The sequence below is a fragment of the Wolbachia endosymbiont (group B) of Rhopobota naevana genome (assembly GCF_947250615.1).
GTDB lineage: Bacteria > Pseudomonadota > Alphaproteobacteria > Rickettsiales > Anaplasmataceae > Wolbachia.
Map to the genome: position 1 here is coordinate 478,456 of NZ_OX366333.1, position 22,243 is coordinate 500,698.

22 protein-coding genes and 3 pseudogenes are annotated in these 22,243 nt (G+C 35.1%); 19 read left to right on the top strand and 6 right to left on the bottom strand.

The window, feature by feature from the left end:
- Positions 1-80: 80 nt before the first annotated feature.
- From OOL01_RS02340 to OOL01_RS08605, 6 genes and pseudogenes are all read right to left on the bottom strand, one after another.
- A complete protein-coding gene (locus tag OOL01_RS02340) occupies positions 81-830 on the bottom strand; it encodes an NTP transferase domain-containing protein (protein WP_026097219.1) in 750 nt (249 codons plus the stop codon).
- A gap of 542 nt (positions 831-1,372) precedes the next feature.
- Positions 1,373-3,487 (bottom strand): AAA family ATPase, encoded by a 2,115-nt coding sequence (locus OOL01_RS02345; RefSeq protein WP_019236567.1) that lies wholly within the window; start codon positions 3,485-3,487, stop codon positions 1,373-1,375.
- A 2,258-nt stretch (positions 3,488-5,745) separates the two neighbouring features.
- The gene (locus tag OOL01_RS08590; protein WP_264376392.1) at positions 5,746-5,898 is read right to left on the bottom strand and encodes a hypothetical protein; all 153 of its coding nucleotides are present in this window, start codon (positions 5,896-5,898) and stop codon (positions 5,746-5,748) included.
- The gene (locus OOL01_RS08595; protein ID WP_264376393.1) at positions 5,885-6,130 is read right to left on the bottom strand and encodes a virulence RhuM family protein; all 246 of its coding nucleotides are present in this window, start codon (positions 6,128-6,130) and stop codon (positions 5,885-5,887) included. Before OOL01_RS08595 ends, OOL01_RS08590 begins: the two co-directional genes overlap by 14 nt.
- Before the next feature lie 16 nt (positions 6,131-6,146).
- A pseudogene (rhuM, locus tag OOL01_RS08600) lies at positions 6,147-6,516 on the bottom strand (RhuM family protein).
- Positions 6,458-6,739 carry a hypothetical protein gene (locus OOL01_RS08605; protein ID WP_264376396.1) on the bottom strand — a complete coding sequence of 94 codons (282 nt, stop codon included), beginning with the start codon at positions 6,737-6,739 and terminating at the stop codon, positions 6,458-6,460. Before OOL01_RS08605 ends, rhuM begins: the two are co-directional and overlap by 59 nt.
- A gap of 241 nt (positions 6,740-6,980) precedes the next feature.
- Here OOL01_RS08605 and OOL01_RS02375 point away from each other — a divergent pair, with 241 nt between their 5' ends.
- The 19 genes and pseudogenes from OOL01_RS02375 to OOL01_RS02465 all read left to right on the top strand — a co-directional run bounded on the left by OOL01_RS02375 (position 6,981) and on the right by OOL01_RS02465 (position 22,203).
- Positions 6,981-7,430 (top strand): crossover junction endodeoxyribonuclease RuvC, encoded by a 450-nt coding sequence (locus tag OOL01_RS02375; protein ID WP_026097221.1) that lies wholly within the window; start codon positions 6,981-6,983, stop codon positions 7,428-7,430.
- Between the two features lie 114 nt (positions 7,431-7,544).
- Positions 7,545-8,765, top strand: coding sequence for a DNA modification methylase (locus OOL01_RS02380; protein WP_264377320.1), 1,221 nt, complete (start codon positions 7,545-7,547; stop codon positions 8,763-8,765).
- Between the two features lie 15 nt (positions 8,766-8,780).
- Positions 8,781-9,260, top strand: coding sequence for a hypothetical protein (locus tag OOL01_RS02385; RefSeq protein WP_019236285.1), 480 nt, complete (start codon positions 8,781-8,783; stop codon positions 9,258-9,260).
- A gap of 3 nt (positions 9,261-9,263) precedes the next feature.
- Positions 9,264-10,737: pseudogene (locus OOL01_RS02390) on the top strand (ankyrin repeat domain-containing protein).
- On the top strand, positions 10,734-12,560 hold the full coding sequence (locus OOL01_RS02395) for a phage terminase large subunit family protein (protein ID WP_264687054.1): 1,827 nt from the start codon (positions 10,734-10,736) through the stop codon (positions 12,558-12,560). The pseudogene OOL01_RS02390 and the gene OOL01_RS02395 overlap by 4 nt, the downstream one beginning before the upstream one ends.
- Positions 12,553-12,777, top strand: coding sequence for a gpW family head-tail joining protein (locus OOL01_RS02400; RefSeq protein WP_007302777.1), 225 nt, complete (start codon positions 12,553-12,555; stop codon positions 12,775-12,777). Before OOL01_RS02395 ends, OOL01_RS02400 begins: the two co-directional genes overlap by 8 nt.
- Positions 12,778-12,803: 26 nt before the next feature.
- Positions 12,804-13,835 (top strand): PDDEXK nuclease domain-containing protein, encoded by a 1,032-nt coding sequence (locus tag OOL01_RS02405; RefSeq protein ID WP_096097252.1) that lies wholly within the window; start codon positions 12,804-12,806, stop codon positions 13,833-13,835.
- Positions 13,835-15,241, top strand: coding sequence for a phage portal protein (locus OOL01_RS02410; RefSeq protein ID WP_264687055.1), 1,407 nt, complete (start codon positions 13,835-13,837; stop codon positions 15,239-15,241). Before OOL01_RS02405 ends, OOL01_RS02410 begins: the two co-directional genes overlap by 1 nt.
- 14 nt (positions 15,242-15,255) lie before the next feature.
- Positions 15,256-16,317, top strand: a complete 1,062-nt coding sequence (locus tag OOL01_RS02415) for a S49 family peptidase (protein ID WP_264685423.1) — start codon at positions 15,256-15,258, stop codon at positions 16,315-16,317.
- Positions 16,318-16,392: 75 nt separating this feature from the next.
- Positions 16,393-16,783, top strand: a pseudogene (locus tag OOL01_RS02420) (head decoration protein).
- Between the two features lie 24 nt (positions 16,784-16,807).
- Positions 16,808-17,812, top strand: coding sequence for a major capsid protein (locus OOL01_RS02425; protein WP_264687056.1), 1,005 nt, complete (start codon positions 16,808-16,810; stop codon positions 17,810-17,812).
- Between the two features lie 96 nt (positions 17,813-17,908).
- Complete coding sequence (locus OOL01_RS02430) at positions 17,909-18,214, top strand: head-tail joining protein (protein ID WP_019237012.1); 306 nt, start codon at positions 17,909-17,911, stop codon at positions 18,212-18,214.
- Between the two features lies 1 nt (position 18,215).
- Entirely contained in the window at positions 18,216-18,707 is a 492-nt protein-coding gene (locus OOL01_RS02435) for a phage tail protein (protein ID WP_264377325.1), read from the top strand.
- Between the two features lie 9 nt (positions 18,708-18,716).
- A complete protein-coding gene (locus OOL01_RS02440; protein WP_264377326.1) occupies positions 18,717-19,199 on the top strand; it encodes a hypothetical protein in 483 nt (160 codons plus the stop codon).
- Positions 19,186-19,650, top strand: a complete 465-nt coding sequence (locus OOL01_RS02445) for a phage baseplate assembly protein V (protein ID WP_264377327.1) — start codon at positions 19,186-19,188, stop codon at positions 19,648-19,650. Before OOL01_RS02440 ends, OOL01_RS02445 begins: the two co-directional genes overlap by 14 nt.
- A gap of 3 nt (positions 19,651-19,653) precedes the next feature.
- The gene (locus OOL01_RS02450; RefSeq protein WP_015587734.1) at positions 19,654-19,908 is read left to right on the top strand and encodes a PAAR domain-containing protein; all 255 of its coding nucleotides are present in this window, start codon (positions 19,654-19,656) and stop codon (positions 19,906-19,908) included.
- Positions 19,905-20,240 carry a GPW/gp25 family protein gene (locus OOL01_RS02455; protein ID WP_264377328.1) on the top strand — a complete coding sequence of 112 codons (336 nt, stop codon included), beginning with the start codon at positions 19,905-19,907 and terminating at the stop codon, positions 20,238-20,240. The genes OOL01_RS02450 and OOL01_RS02455 overlap by 4 nt, the downstream gene beginning before the upstream one ends.
- Before the next feature lie 2 nt (positions 20,241-20,242).
- Positions 20,243-21,043, top strand: coding sequence for a baseplate assembly protein (locus tag OOL01_RS02460; protein ID WP_019236497.1), 801 nt, complete (start codon positions 20,243-20,245; stop codon positions 21,041-21,043).
- Positions 21,043-22,203 carry a phage tail protein gene (locus tag OOL01_RS02465; protein ID WP_019236496.1) on the top strand — a complete coding sequence of 387 codons (1,161 nt, stop codon included), beginning with the start codon at positions 21,043-21,045 and terminating at the stop codon, positions 22,201-22,203. Before OOL01_RS02460 ends, OOL01_RS02465 begins: the two co-directional genes overlap by 1 nt.
- Positions 22,204-22,243 lie beyond the last annotated feature (40 nt).

Genomic DNA, 22,243 nt, shown 5'->3' on the forward strand with positions numbered 1-22,243 from the left:
CTTACAAGTAAGAATTAAAAGGTATTATAAAACAAGTATAAAATAAATGTCAACTTAAATTAATGAATAAAAAAATGTAGTTATGAAAGAAAAGTTGGCTGCCTTTTTTTTTGAAAATAGTGTTCGGCTTTAATCAAATCCTCTTTATTATTTACTCCCATTGCTTCTCTTTCATCAGAAACTACATAACCTACACTCAAGTTATTGTTTGCTGCAATGGGTACTATATCATTAAGACAATATTCATTGGTCGAATTATTAAATTTTATTTCTTTTACTAAGGTAAAGAGATCTTTAGCATATGAAGCTATTATTCCAGAGTTTGCAAGAAGCATTTTATCTCCATTTTTTAGGATTTTTTGAACATTGCCGTAATTATCAATTACTAATCTTCCATATTGTTCATCTTGACTATTGAATCCAAGAAGAACTAAATTATTATACTTTAAACAATCAGTCATTTTCATAACTGTATCGCTAGATATAAAAGGAGTGTCTCCATACTGTATTAAAACTATGTCTTGATCAGATAACTCCTCCAGATTTTCTAGAGCAATTTTAACTGCAGTGCCAGTGCCTGTAATATCTTCTTGAATTATTAGTTTTATATTGTATTGATCGATTATACTTTTTAGAGTATCAAAGTTTTCTAAATCTTTTAGAAGGGAGTTGTTAACAACAATTGATAAGCTTTTTAGACTCAGCGATTTTGCATTAGAAATTATATGTTCTAAAAGAGTAAGATTTCCCACTTGGTGTAATGCTTTTGAATATTCAGAATTCATTCTACTGCTCTTTCCTGCTGCTAATATTATCAAAATTTTACTCATACATAATTCAGGAATTGATTAGGTAGTAAGTTAATTTATAATTAGTAAGATGTAAAGTCCACTTTGATTTTCTAGAGGAAAATAACTACCATCGAACAGACAAAATTCGTTAAATTAGCATCTGTAGTAATTCTTAAGTAAAATTTTAGAAAGAGACGCCCCATAGTTATAATTGAGTGTGTGCTACTTTCAAGTATGGTTTTTATTGATGAAACCTCTTAGACCACTCTGTTTGAAATAAGGTAACTACTGCTTAATTCACCAAAAAGCCTGTAATTAAGTTCTAAAGCGAGTGTGTCCAACCCAATCGATTGTATCTCTTTAGCGTCTGTAATGCCCTTTAAAATTTGAATAAAATGTACTTATACTAATTCTATTAGTATAAAATAAACTTGCACATGATTTTATCGTCATTTTTATTCATTGTAAAGAAAATTTTGTATGAAGGTTTTTTAGAAAACTCACTTGCCCCTCTTAAATGCTCTCAACATCCTGAAAATTTGAATAAAAGTAATTGCTATTTTCAGAAACTTTTTGAAAAATTACCACAAAACATCTAAATCTTTAATAGGCAAGACCGCACCATTTGCTTGTAGATAGTAATGTGTTGGCTTTATTAACTTGTGCTCTACTTTATCTCCTACTGAAACTTTAAATTCCATATCCTGCACACAAAGAAATCCATATTTAGAATTGGTCCCATATCCTGCAGCATTACGAAAGAATTTAATCTGTCCAAGAGTTGCAAGATTATTTATTCTTTCTCTAATATTGCGCTCACTGCCAAGCCCCTCTTCTCCTTCAAAACGCTTTGCAAATTGTCCAGCAGTATAAATATTACCTTGATATGCGCTACTGCGAATTAAATTCAAGATAACCTCATGTTTTCTCATCCGTTCTAAATCCAACTTTTTACTATATTGATCTCTGATTATTGGTTCTGAATTTAAAACTGAATTGTCATGTACAAATGCCCCATTTTTCCAGTAAAGTGTCATTTGCCCGTTATTGCACTGCGAATAGTTAGATTTTTTGCGCGATAAAATTCTCTCATCAGGAGAAGCATTAGCTTTATCTGGTCTAGTCAAATACCAACGAGACCTTACTGTATTATTCCATGCTGTTGAACCGCCTGTGCCAGTTTTACGTATTATTCCCGCATCAGAAGGGTGGGCAAGTAATAAAACAGCTCCTTTTATTGCTTGAGCTATTCGACCACAACAACCTTGAATAAATTGTCTCACATGAGAACGGTCGTTTTCATTTCCTCCAAATAGGTCTGCTGCTGTATCTAATATCACAAGCTTCGGCTGAAACGATTCAATATCCTCAAGTAACTCTTGAAAGTACGTAGTTAATTGACCAGTATCTTTGTTATTAAAAACCATAAGTTGATTATTGTGCCCTGCTCGTGACCATAAGCCAACATTATCCTGAAAATCAGAAGATTCCATACCTGATTGATAAAATTCATTTATTGCGCATTGCCGACGCCAAAGTTCTTCTTCATCATCTTCACAGAACACACCATATGTCTTTATTTTTTCCAGATCTATTCCAAGCCAAGGTTTACCAAAAGCAGCGGCTGTCATTAATTGTTGAGCAAGGAGAGATTTTCCAACACCACCATCACCATAAAGAGCTGTAACACTTCCTACAGGGAGCCAATCCTTAATAACCCACTTTCTTTCTGGAGGGATATTGGTCCAAACTGTAGTATCAATTCTTTTTGACTTTCTTGAAGAATAAGGGCTTTTGTTGTTAAGGATAAATTCTTCAACGTTCATTCCTTCTAGCACACTATCTGCAGCATCCCAAGATTTTGGCTTATCTTGAGGAATCTTGAGAATAGAAAGTGATGCAACTCCAAAACCAGAAAGCTTTTTTGCGGCTTCTTGAGCATAATCTTTTCCAGGATCATCGTTATCTGGCCATATAATAATGTGTTTACCTTTAAGTGGAGTCCAATCAGTTTTCTCAATAGGTGCTTTTGCTCCAAACATTGCTGTTGTTGCAGTGATCCCTTGTTCTATGAGTAGCTCAGCACATTTTTCCCCTTCTACCAATATCACTCTATCAGATTTAGTGATGCCTGGAATGTTATACAGAGGCCTGATCTCAGGTGCAGTAAAGGTAGATTTTTTAGCATCAAATGGTTGATAACTTTTTCCTGAAGCAGTATCATAACGATATTTGCTGGCAATCAACTGATTATCCTGATCGAGATAGTCCCATTGAGTTATTCTCTTTTGCTCTTTAGTAGGTCGCTTGTTACATCCTATCCATTCACTTATCGAAGAAATTACTTCAACAAATTCTATTTTAGCGTTTTTCCCATGTGCAGCTGCCCAAAGATCAATAATGTCACCACCGTCCCCAGTTGCAAAATCAATCCATAATCCGACCTTGCCATACGCTAATTCAACTTTGAGGCTTTTGCCTTTATTACCTTGTACATCACCTATCTGAAATTTGTCACCATGAAAAGTTCCTCTTGGAAATAAATAAGAAAGGCATGATCTGATGTTTAATAATAGTTGTCTTTTTATTTCTTCTACATCAAATTGTTCTAATGGTTCTAAATGTGAGACAGCGTCGTTAAAATCATAATTTAAAGTATTTTTTTCTTTGACATCAGTTAAAAAATCTTGTACCATAGGTTGAAGCTCCTTTTAAAGTTAAGTGTTTGAAAGGTTTTTGAGCAAGGCTGTATTGGTTGCGGTCTTGTTCTCTTATCATGAAGTAAAAAATGTAGTAGGTGGTTCTCTTGGCAAAGCTTGAAAAATATATTAATAAGTGAAGGAAGTCAGTTCAGGTTTACAGTAAAGGTAAGATTGAAGGCTCTTAGAGTTTTCTTTCTTTTAAGACAAAATACTCTAATATAATTCTACAATATTTTCCTCACTATGTCAACTTCCTATTAAATAATCATAATGCTTCTATTTTGTCACATTGATATATTACATATTTATAGTATGTAATATATATTATATATAAGGAAATTTGCCATTTAACATTTTGGTTAAACCTCCACATATACGCAGCTTTGGAGCCGATTGGCAATTTTGCCAAATGAAATTTTATTTGCCATTTGAAATTCTCTTAAGGTATTGATTTTCTTGTATTTCTCTTTGTAAGTTCATCTGGTTATTTGGTAGGTTTGCCAAATGATTTGCATTTTGAAGCTTACTTTAATAAGTAAATATACCTATATGCTAGAAAATTTATAACAGTTGCTTACTGCATAAACTAAGTTCACTTATTAACATAACTCAAGAGATGCTTATATTTCTGTACCATTGACTATAGTATACCGGATCCCTTATCGATCTTTCCGGAAGTGAGGGAAATTTTTCCAAAACACGTTTACTCCTTATTATAAAAACATCTGACTTTAAACTTACACTATTTCCTTACTATATATGTTCACAAAAATTCTAAAAACTGTTCACTTTTTTAAAAAATTTTGCACAACTCCGCTTTCATACTCCACTAAATGACCTACTTTTCTAACGACTAAAAATGCAGTCCGAAATATGATTTGCTCTAAAAATTTTTCATTGAAATTACAAAAATGAACAGGTAACGCAAATTCTGTAAAGGACAATGGTGGTATTGAAAATTTAGCTCTGCTCTCAACTTACACTCCTCAAAAAAATTACAAAATTTAATTTCATTTTAACTTTAAACAAAAAGGCCACCTATAAGTTGCATCTGCATTATGTTGCAAAATATACTATACTTTCCTTATGAGACACTTACATAATCAAATAAGCTATCTACTACTTTTCTTCTCCTCCATAACAGATATATACTGTAAATGTGGTTTGAAATATGAATTGCTCTAAAATTTTTTTTATTACGATTTTTCTATTAAACTTTAATAGAGCTTAACGTGTTTACAATATACCCAGGTGAGAGATTTTCCGTCTATAAGAGGTAGCCGTAAAAATGCTATATTAGTAAAACTATTAATAATAATTATTTGTGAATTAAGTACTTTAGATTCGAGATTATATAGACTTTTGGCAGTTTAAGCCATTTTAGATTGGAAAATGAAATCTCATTAAGCTGAGAAGTGGGCTACTGTAGGGGAGTTTAACATAATTTAAGGTTACAAGTCAAGCAAACTACTATAATATCATAAAAGGCTGTTCCTTGGCTGATTTTGAGTGTTTCTTAGTTTAGAGAAAAACCCTATTATTATAAATAATAAAAATAAGGTATATAATAATACCCTATTTATATTTTATATTTTTCATTCTTATTTATTCTTTAATTTTTTAACTCTTATAGATAGCTCTCTAAAAAAAAAGGATTTGAGACAGGAAACGTTAAATTCTTTTTAAAAAATTTTCTTTACAAGGCATGAAAACCGTGTTAAACTTATATGTAAGTTTCTTTCGTGATAGTAAGATTAATTAAAATACCTTTTAGTTGAGTTTAGAGTTGTTTTATAAGCGATCTTTAATCAGGGGAGTATTTTTTTGCTTAAAAGTTGTGGCTAGCTTTAAAACATAGGTTTTCTCCTTTAGTTATTAAATTTCTGCTTTGCTTATAATATAAATGTCCTAACAATTAAATTACAATATGTATTCCGTTCAAGATTTCAGCCAATTTATTGAGTATTCCGGAAAAAGAGGATATGATTTGTTTGTTCTTTAGGCATAGGTGTCTAAAATTACAGAAATGAATCATTTTTTTCTATTGAGCTTTTTCTGCATCTAAAACTTATGTACCGCTTAAAATGGAGACAAAGATCAAAATTTATTTATTTACGTCTCTAATTTTATCTCGTATAATGGAGACAAAGATTTATGTTTTCACTATTTATTGGCAGATAGGGCTTTCTAAAGGGTGGTTCACCCCCCTTGAAATTAAAACAAAAGCAAGATGTCAAACACAGATAGCTCAACTACAAGCTGGTTTTTGTTGTAGTTATTTTCTCACTTTCTTTACTTGCTTTAATTAATTCATCAAAGTCAGATTCATGTAATTTATCTTGTATAACTCTATACTTTTCGTATTCTCCTTCAGCTAGAGCTTTTGCAACTTCAGCACTCAGCATCTTTAAGTACTTCATAATCATTGAACAATAGAAATGCATCCAACTTTTCAACCCAATTCTGCATTTTCATTAGCCGATGCTTTCTTGCTTGAAGTTCTGCATAATCTAGATACATTGAGACAATGTGATTTAGTTCACTTAATTCTTTTTCAGTCAAGTAGTTTTTTGCAACACTTACATCACTCTTATGAATTTTATTACCTAGACCATCTTTCCAAGTAGTTAGTCCCATATGTGGTTTTTTATGATCAACTCGATAGCTCTGCTGCAGTCAAGCCGTAAATCGCCCAATATAATTTATTCTGTACTTTTGCATAAAATTGTTTTGTTATTTCTGAATTTGGATCATAGTCTGCAGAGCATTCAGCATAAATGTCGGTAATCTTCTGGTAAAACCTACGTTCGGATGCTCCTGATTTTTTCAAGTAATTCATTGAAGTAGTCTTTGCCAAACTTTAGGCCGTTTTTTAGCCGTTCGCTATCTAATGCAAATCCTTTGATGATGAAATCTCTCAAAATTTTTGTAGCCCATACTCTGAAAGATGTAGCCTTTTTAGAATTAACTCGATAACCAATAGCTATCCAAATTATAAAATTGTGTAGGGTACTGTTTACCATCTTCAGCAGTATTCCGGGAAATCCGGATAACTGAATCTTTATCTAACTCTTGACTAGCAAATATGTTCTGTAAATGCTCACTAATTGTTCTAATATTAACATCAAACAACTCCGCCATTCTTTTTTGTGTAAGCCAAATGTTTTCATCTCGATACAAAACATCAATTCTCACGTCTCCATCTGGAGTTGTATATAATAAAATTTCGTTTTCATTTATTATCATATCTACTCTACCTTACTTCAAGTAGCATATAGGTTATTTGTAAAAAAGACAAGCAACTGTAAAACTCTAAAAATAGAGAACTATCTACTTTATTCTTTAGCTGGTGAGCAGTTTTGAAATTATTTTAACTTTTTTTTTAGAAAATCCCGGAAAAAGTAGTAAGAAATCCGGTATATATATAATAGAAGGGCATTGTTTCAACGAGGTTAGTTTACCTCTATACGCTTCAAACACAAAGAAAATGTCAATCCTAACACTCGACCTTGGCAAGCAAACGGGCTGGGCAATTCTAACAGATGGAGTAATTGAAAGTGGAAGCAAAAGTTTTCATGGTAGTCGTTTCAGTGGAGGTGGCATGGTATTTCTAAATTTTCGTAAGTGGTTGAATGAAATGAAAGAAAAATTTCCAAGTATTGAAACAGTTTATTTTGAGGAAGTAAGAAGACACCTTGGAACTGATGCAGCGCATTGTTATGGTGGTTTTCTTGCAGTTCTCTCTGCTTGGTGTGAAGAGAATCATATTCCCTATCAGAGTGTTCCTGTTAAGACTATAAAACGCTTTATAACAGGCAAAGGCAATGCAAGTAAGAGTGAAGTTATTGAAGCGATACGTGAAAAAGGTTTTTCACCTAGAGATGATAATCAAGCAGATGCTTTAGCTTTGATGTTCTATGTTATGGAAAGATATTAATAAGCTCATAAAAAGTGGGTCCTTTCGGCCATAATGGCGGGTTTGGTGGTGCTGACCCCAGGCCTTTTCTAGTGTCAGAGATATTTTGAATATTAACTTTTTAATTATTAAGATATGAATTTAGCAATCCACTACTATCCTGTTGAAAACCTCGTCGAATATAAGCGTAATCCTCGTAAAAATGATGACGTAGTAAACAGAATGTGTGCTTCAATCAGGGAATTCGGCTTTCGTATACCAATAGTTGCAAAAAGCGATGGCACTGTGGTTGATGGTCATTTAAGACTTAAAGCAGCAAGAAAACTTGGTATGGAGAGTATTCCTGTGGTTTTAAGTGATAATTTAAATGAACCACAAACTAAAGCTTTTCGATTACTGGCAAATCAATCAGCTAACTGGGCAAAGTGGGATGATGAGCTTTTAAAAGTGGAAATTCAAGAGTTAGAAGATTTACAGTTTGATCTTAAAATGACTGGATTTGAATTAGAAAAAGTTCAAAACTTTCTTGATGATTTAGACAGTGAAAAAGAAGATCTTTCTGACTTAGTTGTTGATGACAAAAAAGTAGAAATAACAAAACCAGGGGATTTATGGATTTTAGGTGATCATCGAATCTATTGTGGTGATAGCTCTTTAGTTGAATCATATAAAGCGGTATTAGACAATAAAATGGCAGATATTACCGTATGTGATCCTCCATATAACGTTGATTACGGTAGCAGTCAGGAAAGAGAAGATAAAAAAATACTAAACGATAATCAAGGTGAAAAGTACGAACTTTTTCTCTACTACATCTGTTCCAATATTTTAGCATATACGAAAGGAGCAATTTACATCTGCATATCATCATCAGAGTTTTCGACGTTGCAAAAAGCATTTGAAGAAGCAGGTGGTCGTTGGTCAACATTTATCATTTGGGCAAAGAATCACTTTACGCTAGGAAGATCAGATTATCAAAGACAATACGAAGCAATGCTCTATGGATGGAAAAGCGGCAATAAACGTGAGTGGCATGGAGGAAGAAATCAAAGTGATCTGTGGTTTTATGATAAGCCAATACATAACTCACTACATCCAACGATGAAGCCAGTAGAGCTAATGGAGAGAGCAATAGTAAACAGCAGTAGATCTGGAGACATAGTACTTGATCCATTTAGCGGTTCTGGCAGCACACTGATTGCATGTGAGAGAACAGGAAGAATTTGTAGAACAATAGAGCTAGATTCAAAATTTGTAGATGTAACCATAAAACGTTGGCAAGTATACACGGGAAGAGATGCCATTTTAGCCGATACTGGTAAAACTTTTGCAGAAATTCAAGAAGGAAATTCGTAAAAAGGGGCAAAAAAAGTGGAAAAAATAACACAAACAGAGTGGGCAAGGGAGATAGGAGTATCAAAGCAATATGTCTGTTATTTAGTAAAAAAAGGAATAGTTGAGCTGGAGGATGGACTCATTGACCGAGAACAAGCAAACAGGGCTATAGAAACAATAAGAGATCCAAGTCAGCCACTGAGGAGAAAAAATCCAGAAAACGAAAATACAAGTAACCTTTCCACAATGTTGCTTAAAACTCGAATAAAAAATGAAATGGAACGAGGTAAACTACTTGAGGCGAAAGCTAAGGCTGAGATAGGAGAACTTGTAGCAGTAGAGGAAGTAAAGCGCGATGCATTTAACGTAGCAAGAGTTGTCCGTAATAATTTGCTTAATATTCCAAATAGAGTTTCAGCACTACTTGCATCACTGAGTGACACTGAAAAGATTCATATGGCGCTAACTGAAGAGATTACAAACTCATTACAAGAATTATCTAATATTAAGTTTTAAATAATGTCTGCTAACTTAAGTTTAGAATTAATAAAGTGTCTAACCTGGATTAGATGTTAATGTCAGAGGATTAAATGGAAAGACACCGCTACATTATGCAGTAGAAATTAACGAGTTTGGTATGGTTGCACTCTTACTGAACAGGAAAAATATTAATCCACTGATCACTGATGATGATGGTAAAAGTGCGCTTTCTTGTGCAAGAGAAGAAATATTACAAGCACTAATCAATCATAAATATGGATCAGAGGGAGATAGCTTACTTCACTTAGCTGCGATGTTGAATGAAGCAAATGCTGTAAGGTTTTTACTCAACAAAGGAGTTAATGTTAATGAGCAGAATGCTCTACTACATACACCATTACACTTAGCGGCAGGAGCTGGACATGAAGAAATAGTAGAAATTTTAATTAGAGAAGGAAACGCGGATAAGGATGTTCTTGACGTGAGAAATCATGCAGCAATGCATTATGCAGTAAACAACAAGAAGCTAGAAGTAGTAAAATTACTTTCAAATCTTGGTGCGAATGTCAATATAGCTGGTAGCGGCAGAAATGCAATGAAATTATCTTCTTTGCACGTAGCTGTAAGTAGTAGTAATTATGATGAGAGAGATTTATGTTTGGATATTGTAAGGTGTTTAATAAATGCTCCGAATTCCAAGGTCAATTTACAAGATTATGAAAATAAAACGCCACTACATTATGCTGAAAGGCTGAAAACAATAGAAGTTTTACTAACGCGAGAAGATATAGATCCTTTAATTAAGGATGATAATGGCAAGACACCATTTTGTTATGCAAAAGAAGCAAATAGATTAGATATAGTAAAGATTTTAGCAAGTAATAGATACGGAGCTGATAAAAACAGTTTGCTTCATTTAGCTGCCAGAAAAGGATATGAAGACCTAATAGACGGTATTCTTGGTGAAGGAGTTGAAATAGATGCTGTAGATGAGAGTGGAAAAACGGGAATTTATGTTGCTGCAAAGCATGGTCACTTTAACGTAGTAAAGTTGTTGCTAAAGAGAGGAGCAGATGCCACGGATGTTTTTCAGTATGCAATAATAACGAACAATGCAAAATTAATAGAACTACTGAGTCAAGAGAAAGAAATAGTGTTATTTGGAAGACAGAAGAACTTTCCAACATTTCATTTATTGAGCAATAAATATTTTGAAGAAAGGAAAATAGCAGACAAAAAAATAAAGAAATATACCAATATCATCTGTGTCACTATAACAATATGCGCAATAGCGATAGTAGGAATTTACCCTAACATTATAGCTGCGGTAATGGTGGGAATAGTTGCGCTCATAGCTGCAATAATAATGAGTAATTTAATTCAGAAGTATATAGAAGAAGCACTTGAAAAGAAAATGTTTATTGAACTCGAAAGTGAGAAAACAAGTGAGTGCAGTTCTATTTTAAGTGATGTTGAAGTATCATCTAATGATGGTGAAGAGCTAGCAATATGATATACGCCACATCTTTTTCTGAAGGTTTAAGACCAGATCCCCAGCTTAAAGTATCAGAGTGGGCAAATGAGTATCGAGTTTTAGCACCAACTGCAGCATCAGAGCCAGGAAAATGGAGAACGGAAAGAACTCCTTATTTAAAAGAAATCATGGATTCACTTTCTCCGTCCTCACCAGCAGAAAAAGTAGTATTCATGAAAGGAGCGCAGATTGGAGGAACAGAAGCTGGCAACAATTGGATTGGCTATATCATCGATCAAACACCAGGACCAATGCTAGTAGTACAGCCAACAGTTGAAATGGGAAAGCGTTGGTCAAAAGGAAGATTTGCGCCACTGATTGAAAGTACACCATGTTTAAAAAGTAAAGTAAAAGACCAAAGATCAAGAGATTCAGGCAATACTGTACAAAGTAAGGAGTTTCCAGGTGGAATAGTAGTAATAACCGGAGCAAATAGCAGTGTAGCACTGAGATCTATGCCAGTAAAATATCTCTTTCTTGATGAAATAGATGCCTACCCAGGAGATTCAGGAGGAGAAGGAGATCCAGTTTTACTCAGCATAGCCCGAACTAATACATTTGCACGGAGAAAGATTTTTTTAGTATCAACACCAACGATTCATGGAATAAGCAGAATTGAGAAGGAATTTGAAGCAACAGATAAGAGATACTTTTTTGTACCATGTCCACATTGTAATTACTATCAAGTTCTGAAATGGTCACAAATAAAATGGGAAAACAACGACTCAAGAACAGCACATTATGTCTGCACTGAATGTAGCGGCAAAATAGAAAATCATCAAAAGACAGAGATGCTAGAACGTGGAGAATGGAGAGCTACAGAGGCAAAAGAAGGGGAGAAAAAAGGATTTCATCTTTCAAGTCTTTATAGTCCAGTTGGGTGGTATAGTTGGCAACAAGCAGTAGAGGATTTTCTGCATGCAAAGGAAAGTGAACAATTACTGAAAGTTTGGATCAACACAACGCTTGGAGAAACCTGGGTAGATAAGGGAGAAGTACCAGACTGGAAGCAATTATTCAACAGAAGAGAATTTTTTCCCGTAGGCACAGTACCAAAAGGTGAAGTGGTTCTCACAGCAGGAGTAGATGTCCAAAAAGATCGTTTAGAAGTAGAAGTTGTAGCATGGGGAAAAAGCCGCGAAAGTTGGTCAATAGACTACCGAGTATTTGAAGGTGATACTGGAAGAGGAGAAGTATGGGGAAAGCTTTCAGAGTTACTCAATCATCATTTTATCGGTGAAAATGGGCTTGAATACATGATAAGCATGATGGCGGTTGATGCAGGGTATGCAACACAAGAAGTATACAATTGGGTAAGAGGTCATCAAGGCTCTGGAAGAGTAATGGCAGTTAAAGGTGTAAATAAAGCCCTAGTGCCACTTAGCAGCCCAAGTAGAGTTGATATAACAGTTGGTGGTCAAAAGCTAAAAAGAGGAATAAAGCTCTGGCCAGTAGGAGTATCGATATTAAAGTCAGAGCTTTTTCAGCTACTTAATATTTTAAAAGAAGAAGAGAAAGTGCCAGCAGGATATTGTCATTTTCCCGAGTATGCACCTGAGTATTTTAAGCAGCTAACGGCAGAGCAATTAGTCAGCAAGGTAGTAAAAGGATACACCAAACAAGAGTGGCAAAAAGTAAGAGAAAGAAATGAAGTACTAGATTGCCGAATTTATGCGAGAGCAGCATCTATTGCGCTTGGAATCGATCGTTGGCCAGAGAGTAAATGGAATAGTTTGAGTGGAAAAATAGAAAGTAAAAAACCTAAGAAAGTAAGACAGAGTAAGTGGCTGGAAAATGTATAACGAAGAGTATTTAGTTCAAGTCGAAGAAGCGATAAAGAAGCTGCAAAACGGAGAGCGAGTAGTATCAATTGCATATGGTGACCATGTAGTGAGATATGCTGAAGTTCAGATAAATGATTTACTAAACTTAAGACAACGTATTAAAGCTGAGCTAAAGATTGTTGGAATGAAACCGAAGAGAAAGATTGTTTTTTCAACGAGTAAAGGGATCATATAATGATAAAAATCGTTAAAAGGAACCGTATGACAAAAATTATAGCAAAAGAATATACAGAATTTTTAGAGCAGCTCAAAGAACAGATTGCTACTAGTCGTTATAAAGCAGCACTAGCAGTAAATAGCAAACTCATTGTGCTTTATCACTATATTGGTACAGAGATCTTAAGGCGCCAAAAAGAACATGGTTGGGGTGCTAAAATCATAGATCAGCTAAGTAAGGATTTGAGAAGCGCATTTCCAGAAATGAAGGGATTTAGTGCTAGGAATCTTACTTATATGCGTCAATTTGCTGCAGAATATCAAGATACTGAATTTACGCAGCAGGTTGCTGCACAATTGCCTTGGTTTCATATTGTAGTTATTTTAGATAAAGTAAAAGATCCAAAAGAAAGACTATTTTATTTTCAAAAAGCTATAGAGCACGGTTGGTCACGTAGTATAATGGTGATGCAAATCGAACGTGAATTGCACAAACGTCAAGGAAAAGCTGTTACTAACTTCAAAGATAAGTTACCTTCTCCCCAGTCAGATTTAGCACATTATACATTAAAAGATCCATATATTTTTGATTTTTTGAGTATAGGAGATGACGCTCATGAAAGAGAAGTAGAAAAAGGTCTTGTAGGCCATGTAGAGAAGTTTTTGCTTGAGCTAGGGGAAGGATTTGCATTTGTAGGTAGGCAATTTCACTTAGATGTTGGAAATAAAGACTTCTATATTGATTTATTGTTTTACCATTTAAAGTTACGTTGCTTTGTAGTAATTGAGCTAAAAGACAAAGATTTCAAGCCAGAATATGCAGGTAAAATGAATTTTTATCTTTCAGCCGTTGATGATTTACTAAAGCACGAGACAGATCAACCATCTATAGGATTAATTTTATGCAAGTCAAAGGATAACGTGCTAGCTAAGTATACACTGAAAGACATAAATAAACCGATAGGGTTGGCAGAATATAAAATTACTGAAAATCTACCAGAGAATGTAAAGACAGCCTTGCCAACAATAGAAGAGCTAGAGGCTGAGTTATCCAAAGTTTCAGATAAGGAAAAGTAATGCTGTTAAAATCGTTCAAGCAATTATTTAGCAAACCAAAGATAAAAAGTTTAGCATGGGATGCAGCGGGCTCAGGAAGAAGGGTAATGTATTGGCAAGGAGAAGCGGGAAGCATAAATAATTTGCTTTCTCAAAGCCTTGAGCACCTGCGTAGTAGATCACGTGATATGGTGAGAAAAAATCCATATGCAGCAAATATCATTGATACAATAGTAAGTAACTCTATTGGAACAGGAATAAAACCGCAATCAAAAGCAAGAGATGGAGAATTTCGAAAGAAAGTACAAGAATTATGGCTGAAATGGACAGATGAAGCAGACAGTAATGGGATAAGTGATTTTTACGGATTACAAGCTCTAGTATGCAGAAGTATGATAGAGGGAGGAGAATGTTTTGTACGTTTAAGAACGAGAAAGCTGGAGGGATATGTACCATTACAACTGCAAGTACTGGAATCAGAGCATTTAGATAGTAAAAGTAATCAAAAACTAGCCAATGGTAATGTAATAAGAAACGGCATTGAGTTCAATAGACTTGGGCAAAGAGAGGCATATTACTTATTTAGAGAACATCCAGGCGAAGGCTCATTTGGCGAATCAGTTAGAGTACCAGCAAACGATGTTTTACATATCTATAAACCACTGAGACCTGGGCAAATTAGAGGAGAGCCATGGCTTTCGAGTATACTGCTAAAGCTCTATGAACTTGATCAATATGATGATGCAGAATTAGTGAGAAAAAAGACAGCAGCGATGTTTGCAGGGTTTATTACAAGGCTCGATCCTGAAGCAAATATTTTAGGAGAAGGTGAAAGTAATGAGCAAGGAGTAGCACTATCTGGCCTAGAACCTGGAACAATGCAACTTTTAGACCCAGGAGAGGACATAAAATTTTCAGAGCCATCAGATGTAGGAGGAAGTTATGAAGCATTCATGAGACAGCAACTGAGAGCTATTGCAATAGGCACAGGGATAACATACGAACAACTAACAGGAGATTTAACGGGTGTTAATTATTCATCAATCAGAGCAGGACTGATAGAGTTTCGTCGTAGATGCGCTATGCTGCAACATAACATTATGGTATTCCAATTTTGTAGACCAGTATGGAATAGATGGCTAGAATTAGCAGTACTGTGTGGAGAACTCTGTATAGATGAAAAAGTGGCAAAAGCAGCGAAAGAAGAAGTAAAATGGATACCACAGGGATTTGATTGGGTGGATCCGCTAAAAGATCAGCAAGCACAGCAAATGGCAGTAAGGAATGGCTTCAAAAGTCGAGCAGAGGTAGTATCAGAAATGGGTTACGATGTAGAAGAAATAGACCAAGAAATAGCAGAAGATCAAAAGCGTGCTGATTCTTTCAACCTTCTCTTTGATTCTGATGTCAGGACACAAACAAAATAAATCTCATTTACATTATGAAAATTTTACAAACCAACTGGCTATGTAGGCCGATGATGATAGAGCAAAAAAGCTTTGACCTGTTGTCACTATATAACGGAAAACAACCTATCTTTAAAAATATAAAACATGCAGTAAATCAGAATATAGAAAAAACAGCAGTAATAGCAATACATGGAATTTTGACCAAAAAACCAGGGGCTTTTGACGATTTTCTGGGAATGACATCATATGAGAAAATTCAAGAAGAAATAGAAGAAGCATTATCAAACAAAGATATAGAAACTATTCTGCTTGATATAGATAGCCCCGGAGGAGAGGTAAACGGTATATTTGACCTAGCTGACTTTATTTATGAATCAAGAGCAAAAAAGAGGATAATAGCGATAGCAAATGATGATGCATACTCTGCTGCATATGCTATAGCCTCTAGCGCTGAGAAGGTATTTGTGAGCAGAACTTCTGGTATTGGCAGTATAGGAGTAATAGCAAGTCATATAGATCAAAGTGGGTTTGATGAAAAACAGGGAATAAAATATACCACAGTATTTGCAGGAAGTAGAAAAAATGATTTAAATCCACATGAGCCAATGACGTCTGAAAGTCTGGAAAGCTTACAAAAAGAAGTAGACCGACTATATGAAATGTTTGTGCAGCTAATAGCGAGGAACAGAGGTCTTTCAATTGAAAAGATTCGATCAACGGAAGCAGGGCTATATTTTGGGGAGAAAGCAGTAGAGATAGGTCTTGCAGACGGAATTACAATTCTTTCATCTATTAATAAAAACAGGAGTATTACTATGAATGAACGAACTACAACTGACCTAGAAACTGATAATTTAACTAAGTATCGTAATGAAGTTCTTGAATTAATACGTTTATGTAACTTATCACGAATGCCAGAGAAAATAGGAGAATTTATTGAGCAAAGCGTAAGTGTTGAGCAGGCAAGGGAGGTTTTAATGGAGTTACTTGCAGAGAGAACGAAAAAGACAGAGATACTGAGTGCAATACCACAGAATTCAGGAGAGGAGTTGATGATGCAAGTAGCTAAAGCTAGAGCACAATCAAGTATTTAAGTTTTTTTATAACCGCCTGGTACAACAACTACAAACATGGCGGTAAACTAAAGGGAAAAAAGGAGAAAAGAAAATATGACATGTATAACTGAACAAAATAATCTATCAGACGTCATTGGCTCATGGTGACTTATTAAAGTATGAGGCATCAAGTCTATATTCAAGAGATCAAATAACAGTAGCTAAAGGTCAAAATCTTAAGCTTGGTACAGTAGTTGCCAAAAAGACGGAAGATGGTTTTATTAGAGTCCTTAATCCCACTGGAACAGACGGCACACAAACAGCAATAGGTGCAATATTAAGTGATGTAAATGCGACAGAAAATGCCAAAGCAGTAATTATTACTCGTGGTGCAATACTAGCAGATCATGCAGTTGTGTGGCCAGCAAATATCACTGAAGAACAGAAAGCTGAAGCAATAAAGCAACTTGAAGCACGAGGGATCATTATCCGCAAGGGAGTTTAACTAAAATTAATAAGGAGAAAAAGAATGCAAAATCCATTTACAAATACAGCATTTAGCATGACGGCACTAACAAATGCGATGAATATATTGCCGATAAATTATGGACGAGTTGAAAATTTAAATTTGTTTCCAAGTAGGTCAGTAAGATTTAGACATATTACCATAGAAGAACACAACGGAGTATTAAGTTTATTACCAACACAAATACCAGGAGCACCAGCAACAGTAGGAAAAAGAGGAAAAAGAAAGGTAAGAACGTTTACGATTCCGCACATTCCGCATGATGATGTAGTGCTGCCAGAAGAAGTACAAGGAATAAGGGCATTTGGATCAGAGAGTGAACTTAAAGCGCTTGCAGATGTAATAACTGATCATTTGCAATCAATGAGAAACAAACATGCAATAACATTAGAGCATTTGCGAATGGGAGCGCTGAAGGGAATTATTCTTGATGCTGACGGGTCAGAATTATTAAATTTGTACAACGAATTTGAAATAACACCAAAAGTAGTAAATTTTGCACTAGGAACTGCAACAACTGATGTAAAGCGTAAGTGTATGGAAGTACTCCGGCATATAGAAGATAATCTAAGTGGTGAATATATGACAGGAGTACATGCCTTGGTAAGCCCTGAATTTTTTGATGCATTAACTTCGCATAGTAAAGTGAAAGAAGCATATGAAAGATGGCAAGAAGGAGCAGCGCTAAGAAACGATATGAGATCAGGATTTACGTTCTGTGGCATAACATTTGAGGAGTATAGAGGGCAAGCAACTGACCCTGAAGGAACCGTGAGAAGATTTATTGAGAAAGATACAGGGCACTGTTTTCCAGTAGGAACAGCAAGCACATTTACGACATATTTTGCACCAGCAGATTTTAATGAAACAGTAAATACTCTTGGACAGCCACTATATGCAAAGCAAGAACCAAGGAGGTTTGATAGAGGGACTGATTTACATACGCAGTCAAATCCTCTGCCAATGTGCCATAGACCAGGGGTATTAGTAAAAGTCGCTATAGCATAACATACTGGTAGAGTAATTACAAGTTGGTGAGGCACAGAACGACTCTACCGGTATGCGCTTTCTTAGCATGTAAAGGTTAGTATATCAAAAAGAAATATGCAAGAGAATATTAAGCGATTATTAGAAGATTGTTTTGCCCATTTAGGAGAAGTGGCTTTGTATAAATCAAAGGATAAGTCATACATGGTACAAGTATTAAAGCAACAGCCAGATAAATTATACGAGATTGGTGAAGGACAATTTGTGGAAGAAACTTTAGCGTTAGAAGTAAGTGCGTTTGATGTGTTAAGGCCAATAGTAGGAGATGTTTTTGTTATAGGTGATCGAAGATATAAAGTACACTCACCGCCACTTAGAGACAAGTCTGGAATAACGTGGAAAATAAAAGCGTCTGGGGTGTAAAATGTCTGTTCATATAGAAGTTGAGGTAATAGAAAATGTAAATGCTAAAAGAAGAAAAGTAGAATTAGCAACGGTAAAGGCATTAAACAAAACGGCACTATGGTTAAAAGCGCAAGCAGCTAAGGAAATCAGTGAGGAAAAGCAGATAAAATTAAGTTTGATAAGAAAGAGATTAAGAATTTTTAAGGCGAAAACTAGCAGATTAGAAGTGTCAATTAGAGCAAATCTCTATGACATTAGAGCATCGACAATTGGCAAAATACAAAAAACAAGAAGAGGATCGAAAGTAGGAAAGCATGAGTTTATAGGAGGATTTGCAGCAGTTATGCCAAAAGGAAATAGCGGTATGTTTAAACGTGAAGGAAGGGCAGCATTGCCAATAAAGGAAGTTAAGTTGCCACTAGAACCTGAGGCTTCAAGGATAATAGGGAATCTTGTTAATTATGAAGTTGAAAAGGTATTTGAAAAATATTTTATACATTACATGAGTTAAATTATATGCATGACAAAGTTCTGGAAAGATTTACATCAAGAAATTTGCACTAAGTTAAAGGAAGAAATATCAGCAATACAGACATGTGAAATTTATCCAGCAATAAGAAAAGAATTAGTAGCACCGGCAGTATTTGTGGAACTTAGCAGCTTTGAAAAAGGACATGATCCTGGAACAGAAGAATTAGCCTTGAAAGCCAGGTTTGAAGCAAGGATTGTAGTTGATGGAACAGTCGAGGATTCCTCGTTAGTTGTCAGGTCATTAGCAACAGAAGTAGCAAGAGTAGTAAATAAAAATACTTGGAATGTGAAAAATGTTTCACCAGGAGAATTTATCTCTGCAGAAGTTGACGGATTTAGGCCAGAGTTAGATGCGTATTTAGTGTGGTTGATTGAGTGGGTGCATACAATACACGTAGGTCGATCTATTTGGGAAGAAGGAAAATTTAAGCCACATACAATAAACGTAGGAAATATAAATGTTGGATCATAGTTTTGCGATTTCAGAGCTAAATAGGAAGCTAGCAAACGTTGTTCGTATAGGAATTGTAAAAGAAATAGATTATGAAAAAGCAAAAGTAAGAGTGAAAATAGGCGAATTTTTAACAGATTATTTACCGTGGATAACAAATAAAGCAGGAAAAGATAGAGATTGGTCTCCACCAGATATCGGTGAACAGGTTATGATATTTTCTCCTCTTGGCGAATTATCGTTAGGAGTGGTGTTAGGAGGGATATACCAGGAAAAATACCCTGCATCAGAGAATAAAAAAGAGGTGAGTAGCTTAACATTTCAAGATGGAACAAAGTTGTCATACGATAAAGATAAACATCATTTAGAGATTGAAGTAGTAGATAAAATAACACTGAAAGCTGGAGAATCGAGTATAGAAATGACAAAAGAAAGAATAAAACTTAAGGGAAGGAGAATAGATCTAAACTAGCATATGGGTAAAGCAATCGTTTGTGTAGGGGATAATTGTACAGGAATACCGGTTCATGTTTGTATGAGTGGAAGTGAAGACGTATTTGTAAATAGTAGATCTGTGTGTCGTAGGGGTGATATCTTGACTATAGGGGAGACACTAACGCAAGGGTCAAACAGCGTATTTGTGAACGGTATGGGAGTAACAAGAACAGGAGACTTGGTATCGTGTAGTTTTAAAGTGATAGGTGTTAGCAAAAATGTATTTGCAGAATGAGAGGCATGAATGCTAGCACGGGAAAGGAATTGGAAGGAATAGAGCACTTAAAGCAATCTGTCGTAGATATTTTAACTACCCCTATTAATAGCAGAGTAATGAGGAGAGATTATGGGTCAAGATTATTTGAATTAGTAGATAAGCCAATAAATAGAGATTTAACTTTGGAAATCTATGCAGCAACAGCAGAAGCACTGGAAAAATGGGAAAAAAGATTTAAGTTAGAAAAAGTAAAAATAACAGAAGTGAAAGAAGGAAAAGTAACGTTTGACCTAGAAGGATTGTACTTACCAAGTGGAAAAAATATTCGCTTTGATGGAGTTGTGGTATAAAGATGGAGCAGCCTAACATTATTGAGCCACTGAACTTCGAAGAAATTCTGTCTCGGATGAGGGAAGAATTGGTGAAGCGTGACGCAAGTTTTACAGCATTAGTTGAAAGTGATCCAGCGATAAAGATTCTGGAGGTAGCAGCATGGCGAGAACTTTTACTCAGACAAAGGATAAACGAAGCTGTAAAGGGTAATTTACTGAAATTTGCAACGGGAGAAGATCTTGATAATTTGGCTGAGTTTTATGGAGTGGAAAGACAAAAAGAAGAAGAGGACGAAAGATTTAGAAAGAGGGTAAAAGCAAAAATAGTGGGCTCAAGCACGTGTGGAAGCAAAGAACACTATCGATATCATGCACTGTCAGCAGATAGTAGAGTAAAAGATGCACTAGTGGAATCAACTATACCAGGGAAAGTACAAATTTCAATCTTATCAACACAATTATCCACAACTGGCATAGTGTCAGAAGAGCTACTAGAAATTGTAAAAAAGCAGGTTACTAGAGATGATATAAGGGTTTTAACAGATACGATAACAGTAATTGGTTGCAATATTACGGAAATAGATATTCACAGCAGAATGAGCATAAGTCCTGTAATATCGAAGGAGGAAATCAAGAAGCAGTTTATTGAGAAGTTTGAAGCAAATAGAAGGCTGGGATGGAATGTTACAAGATCATGGATAATAGCCAATTTATTTGTAGATGGTGTAGAAAACGTAGAATTAATCGAGCCAAAAGAGGATGTTGTAGTATTGGGGAATGAGTGTGCTGCCTTAAGAAATTTAAAGATTGAGTTGAATTAATGTTACTGCCACCAAATGCAACAAAACAAGAAAAAGCGCTAGTAGATGCAACAGATTATAGGGTTGATCCAATCAGGATAAGAGGGTTTAAATTTAGATTAGAAGAAAGAATATTACCTTGGTTAATCGAAGAATATGGCCTAGAAGAAATTCTACGCTGGGCAAAAGACAAAAGAAGAGCGATAAAAGAAGGGGTAGAATTTCGGCGTTTAAGAGGAACCCCAGAATCACTCAAAATAGCACTAAAGTGGGCAAATATAGAAGATATTACAATCATTGAGGAGCCACCTGGAAAACATTTTTTTGAACTGCAGATAGGGATAAGGGATGTTCCAAATAACTTTTTTGTGGATGCAGTAGTAGAACTTGCAAAACTATCGTTACCAGCAAGATCGCGGCTAATGAGGATTTTCAATGATCACTATAACGTTGATAGGTTTATTTTAGATGAAAGTTTATTTGGAAGTTTGTTATCAGACTACTCTGGTATAAAAGTTGAAAAAAATGGGCCAGTGTTATCGTTTGGAAGAATAAATTTTTTCAGTTCTAGAGGTCCGTTAGTAGAGATTGTAGACAACTATTTAAGAGAGCATTATGAACAAGCATTTAGTAATGACATATATCGGTTGAATGTAGCAGTGCTTGGGGAAACAGAGCCTCACACAAAGGATTACAAAGGCATTTATGAAAGAAGTCATCAGTGGTATAACTTAAAAGCCCTGTATCCTCTAACTCAAAGCTTATTACCATCGATTAAATTTGCAAAAGCGCAGATTGTACTGTCAGATAGCTGGAAATTAGGAGAAATAAATAGCTGTTTTCCAGTTGGTAGAATAGAAGAAGAAGGAAATAAATTTGTATTGGGAAACGATAAACTTTCAGGGCAACGTTGGAATTTAAAACACAAGCCAATTTTAGAAAGGTTTAGCGTTACTCACCACTACAAAATAGAAAACTATACAGATCAGAAGATTACAAAATATGGTTTGGCAGAACACAACGTTTACTATAAAAATGATTTGGATTCAGAGCAAAAAGACTCAATACACGAATTAGAAAATTACATTTTAGTATTTTACCCAGGAGTACTGAAGTGGCACGAACATAGACATTTGCACAGAAGTTGGAAAAATAGTCAAGTAATATGTCTAATAAGTTAAGTACTTATATTTAGATCCTCATATATTATATTAATAATAG

Coding starts and splice junctions, on each gene's coding strand:
- OOL01_RS02400 (WP_007302777.1), top strand. CDS start 12,553: ATGTATAACGAAGAGTATTTAGTTCAAGTCGAAGAAGCGATAAAGAAG.
- OOL01_RS02415 (WP_264685423.1), top strand. CDS start 15,256: ATGAAAATTTTACAAACCAACTGGCTATGTAGGCCGATGATGATAGAG.
- OOL01_RS02380 (WP_264377320.1), top strand. CDS start 7,545: ATGAATTTAGCAATCCACTACTATCCTGTTGAAAACCTCGTCGAATAT.
- OOL01_RS02455 (WP_264377328.1), top strand. CDS start 19,905: ATGAGAGGCATGAATGCTAGCACGGGAAAGGAATTGGAAGGAATAGAG.
- OOL01_RS02395 (WP_264687054.1), top strand. CDS start 10,734: ATGATATACGCCACATCTTTTTCTGAAGGTTTAAGACCAGATCCCCAG.
- OOL01_RS02425 (WP_264687056.1), top strand. CDS start 16,808: ATGCAAAATCCATTTACAAATACAGCATTTAGCATGACGGCACTAACA.
- OOL01_RS02340 (WP_026097219.1), bottom strand. CDS start 830: ATGAGTAAAATTTTGATAATATTAGCAGCAGGAAAGAGCAGTAGAATG.
- OOL01_RS02445 (WP_264377327.1), top strand. CDS start 19,186: ATGTTGGATCATAGTTTTGCGATTTCAGAGCTAAATAGGAAGCTAGCA.
- OOL01_RS02440 (WP_264377326.1), top strand. CDS start 18,717: ATGACAAAGTTCTGGAAAGATTTACATCAAGAAATTTGCACTAAGTTA.
- OOL01_RS02345 (WP_019236567.1), bottom strand. CDS start 3,487: ATGGTACAAGATTTTTTAACTGATGTCAAAGAAAAAAATACTTTAAAT.
- OOL01_RS08605 (WP_264376396.1), bottom strand. CDS start 6,739: ATGATAATAAATGAAAACGAAATTTTATTATATACAACTCCAGATGGA.
- OOL01_RS08595 (WP_264376393.1), bottom strand. CDS start 6,130: ATGGGACTAACTACTTGGAAAGATGGTCTAGGTAATAAAATTCATAAG.
- OOL01_RS02405 (WP_096097252.1), top strand. CDS start 12,804: ATGACAAAAATTATAGCAAAAGAATATACAGAATTTTTAGAGCAGCTC.
- OOL01_RS02375 (WP_026097221.1), top strand. CDS start 6,981: ATGTCAATCCTAACACTCGACCTTGGCAAGCAAACGGGCTGGGCAATT.
- OOL01_RS02410 (WP_264687055.1), top strand. CDS start 13,835: ATGCTGTTAAAATCGTTCAAGCAATTATTTAGCAAACCAAAGATAAAA.
- OOL01_RS02430 (WP_019237012.1), top strand. CDS start 17,909: ATGCAAGAGAATATTAAGCGATTATTAGAAGATTGTTTTGCCCATTTA.
- OOL01_RS02465 (WP_019236496.1), top strand. CDS start 21,043: ATGTTACTGCCACCAAATGCAACAAAACAAGAAAAAGCGCTAGTAGAT.
- OOL01_RS08590 (WP_264376392.1), bottom strand. CDS start 5,898: ATGCTGAGTGCTGAAGTTGCAAAAGCTCTAGCTGAAGGAGAATACGAA.
- OOL01_RS02450 (WP_015587734.1), top strand. CDS start 19,654: ATGGGTAAAGCAATCGTTTGTGTAGGGGATAATTGTACAGGAATACCG.
- OOL01_RS02435 (WP_264377325.1), top strand. CDS start 18,216: ATGTCTGTTCATATAGAAGTTGAGGTAATAGAAAATGTAAATGCTAAA.
- OOL01_RS02460 (WP_019236497.1), top strand. CDS start 20,243: ATGGAGCAGCCTAACATTATTGAGCCACTGAACTTCGAAGAAATTCTG.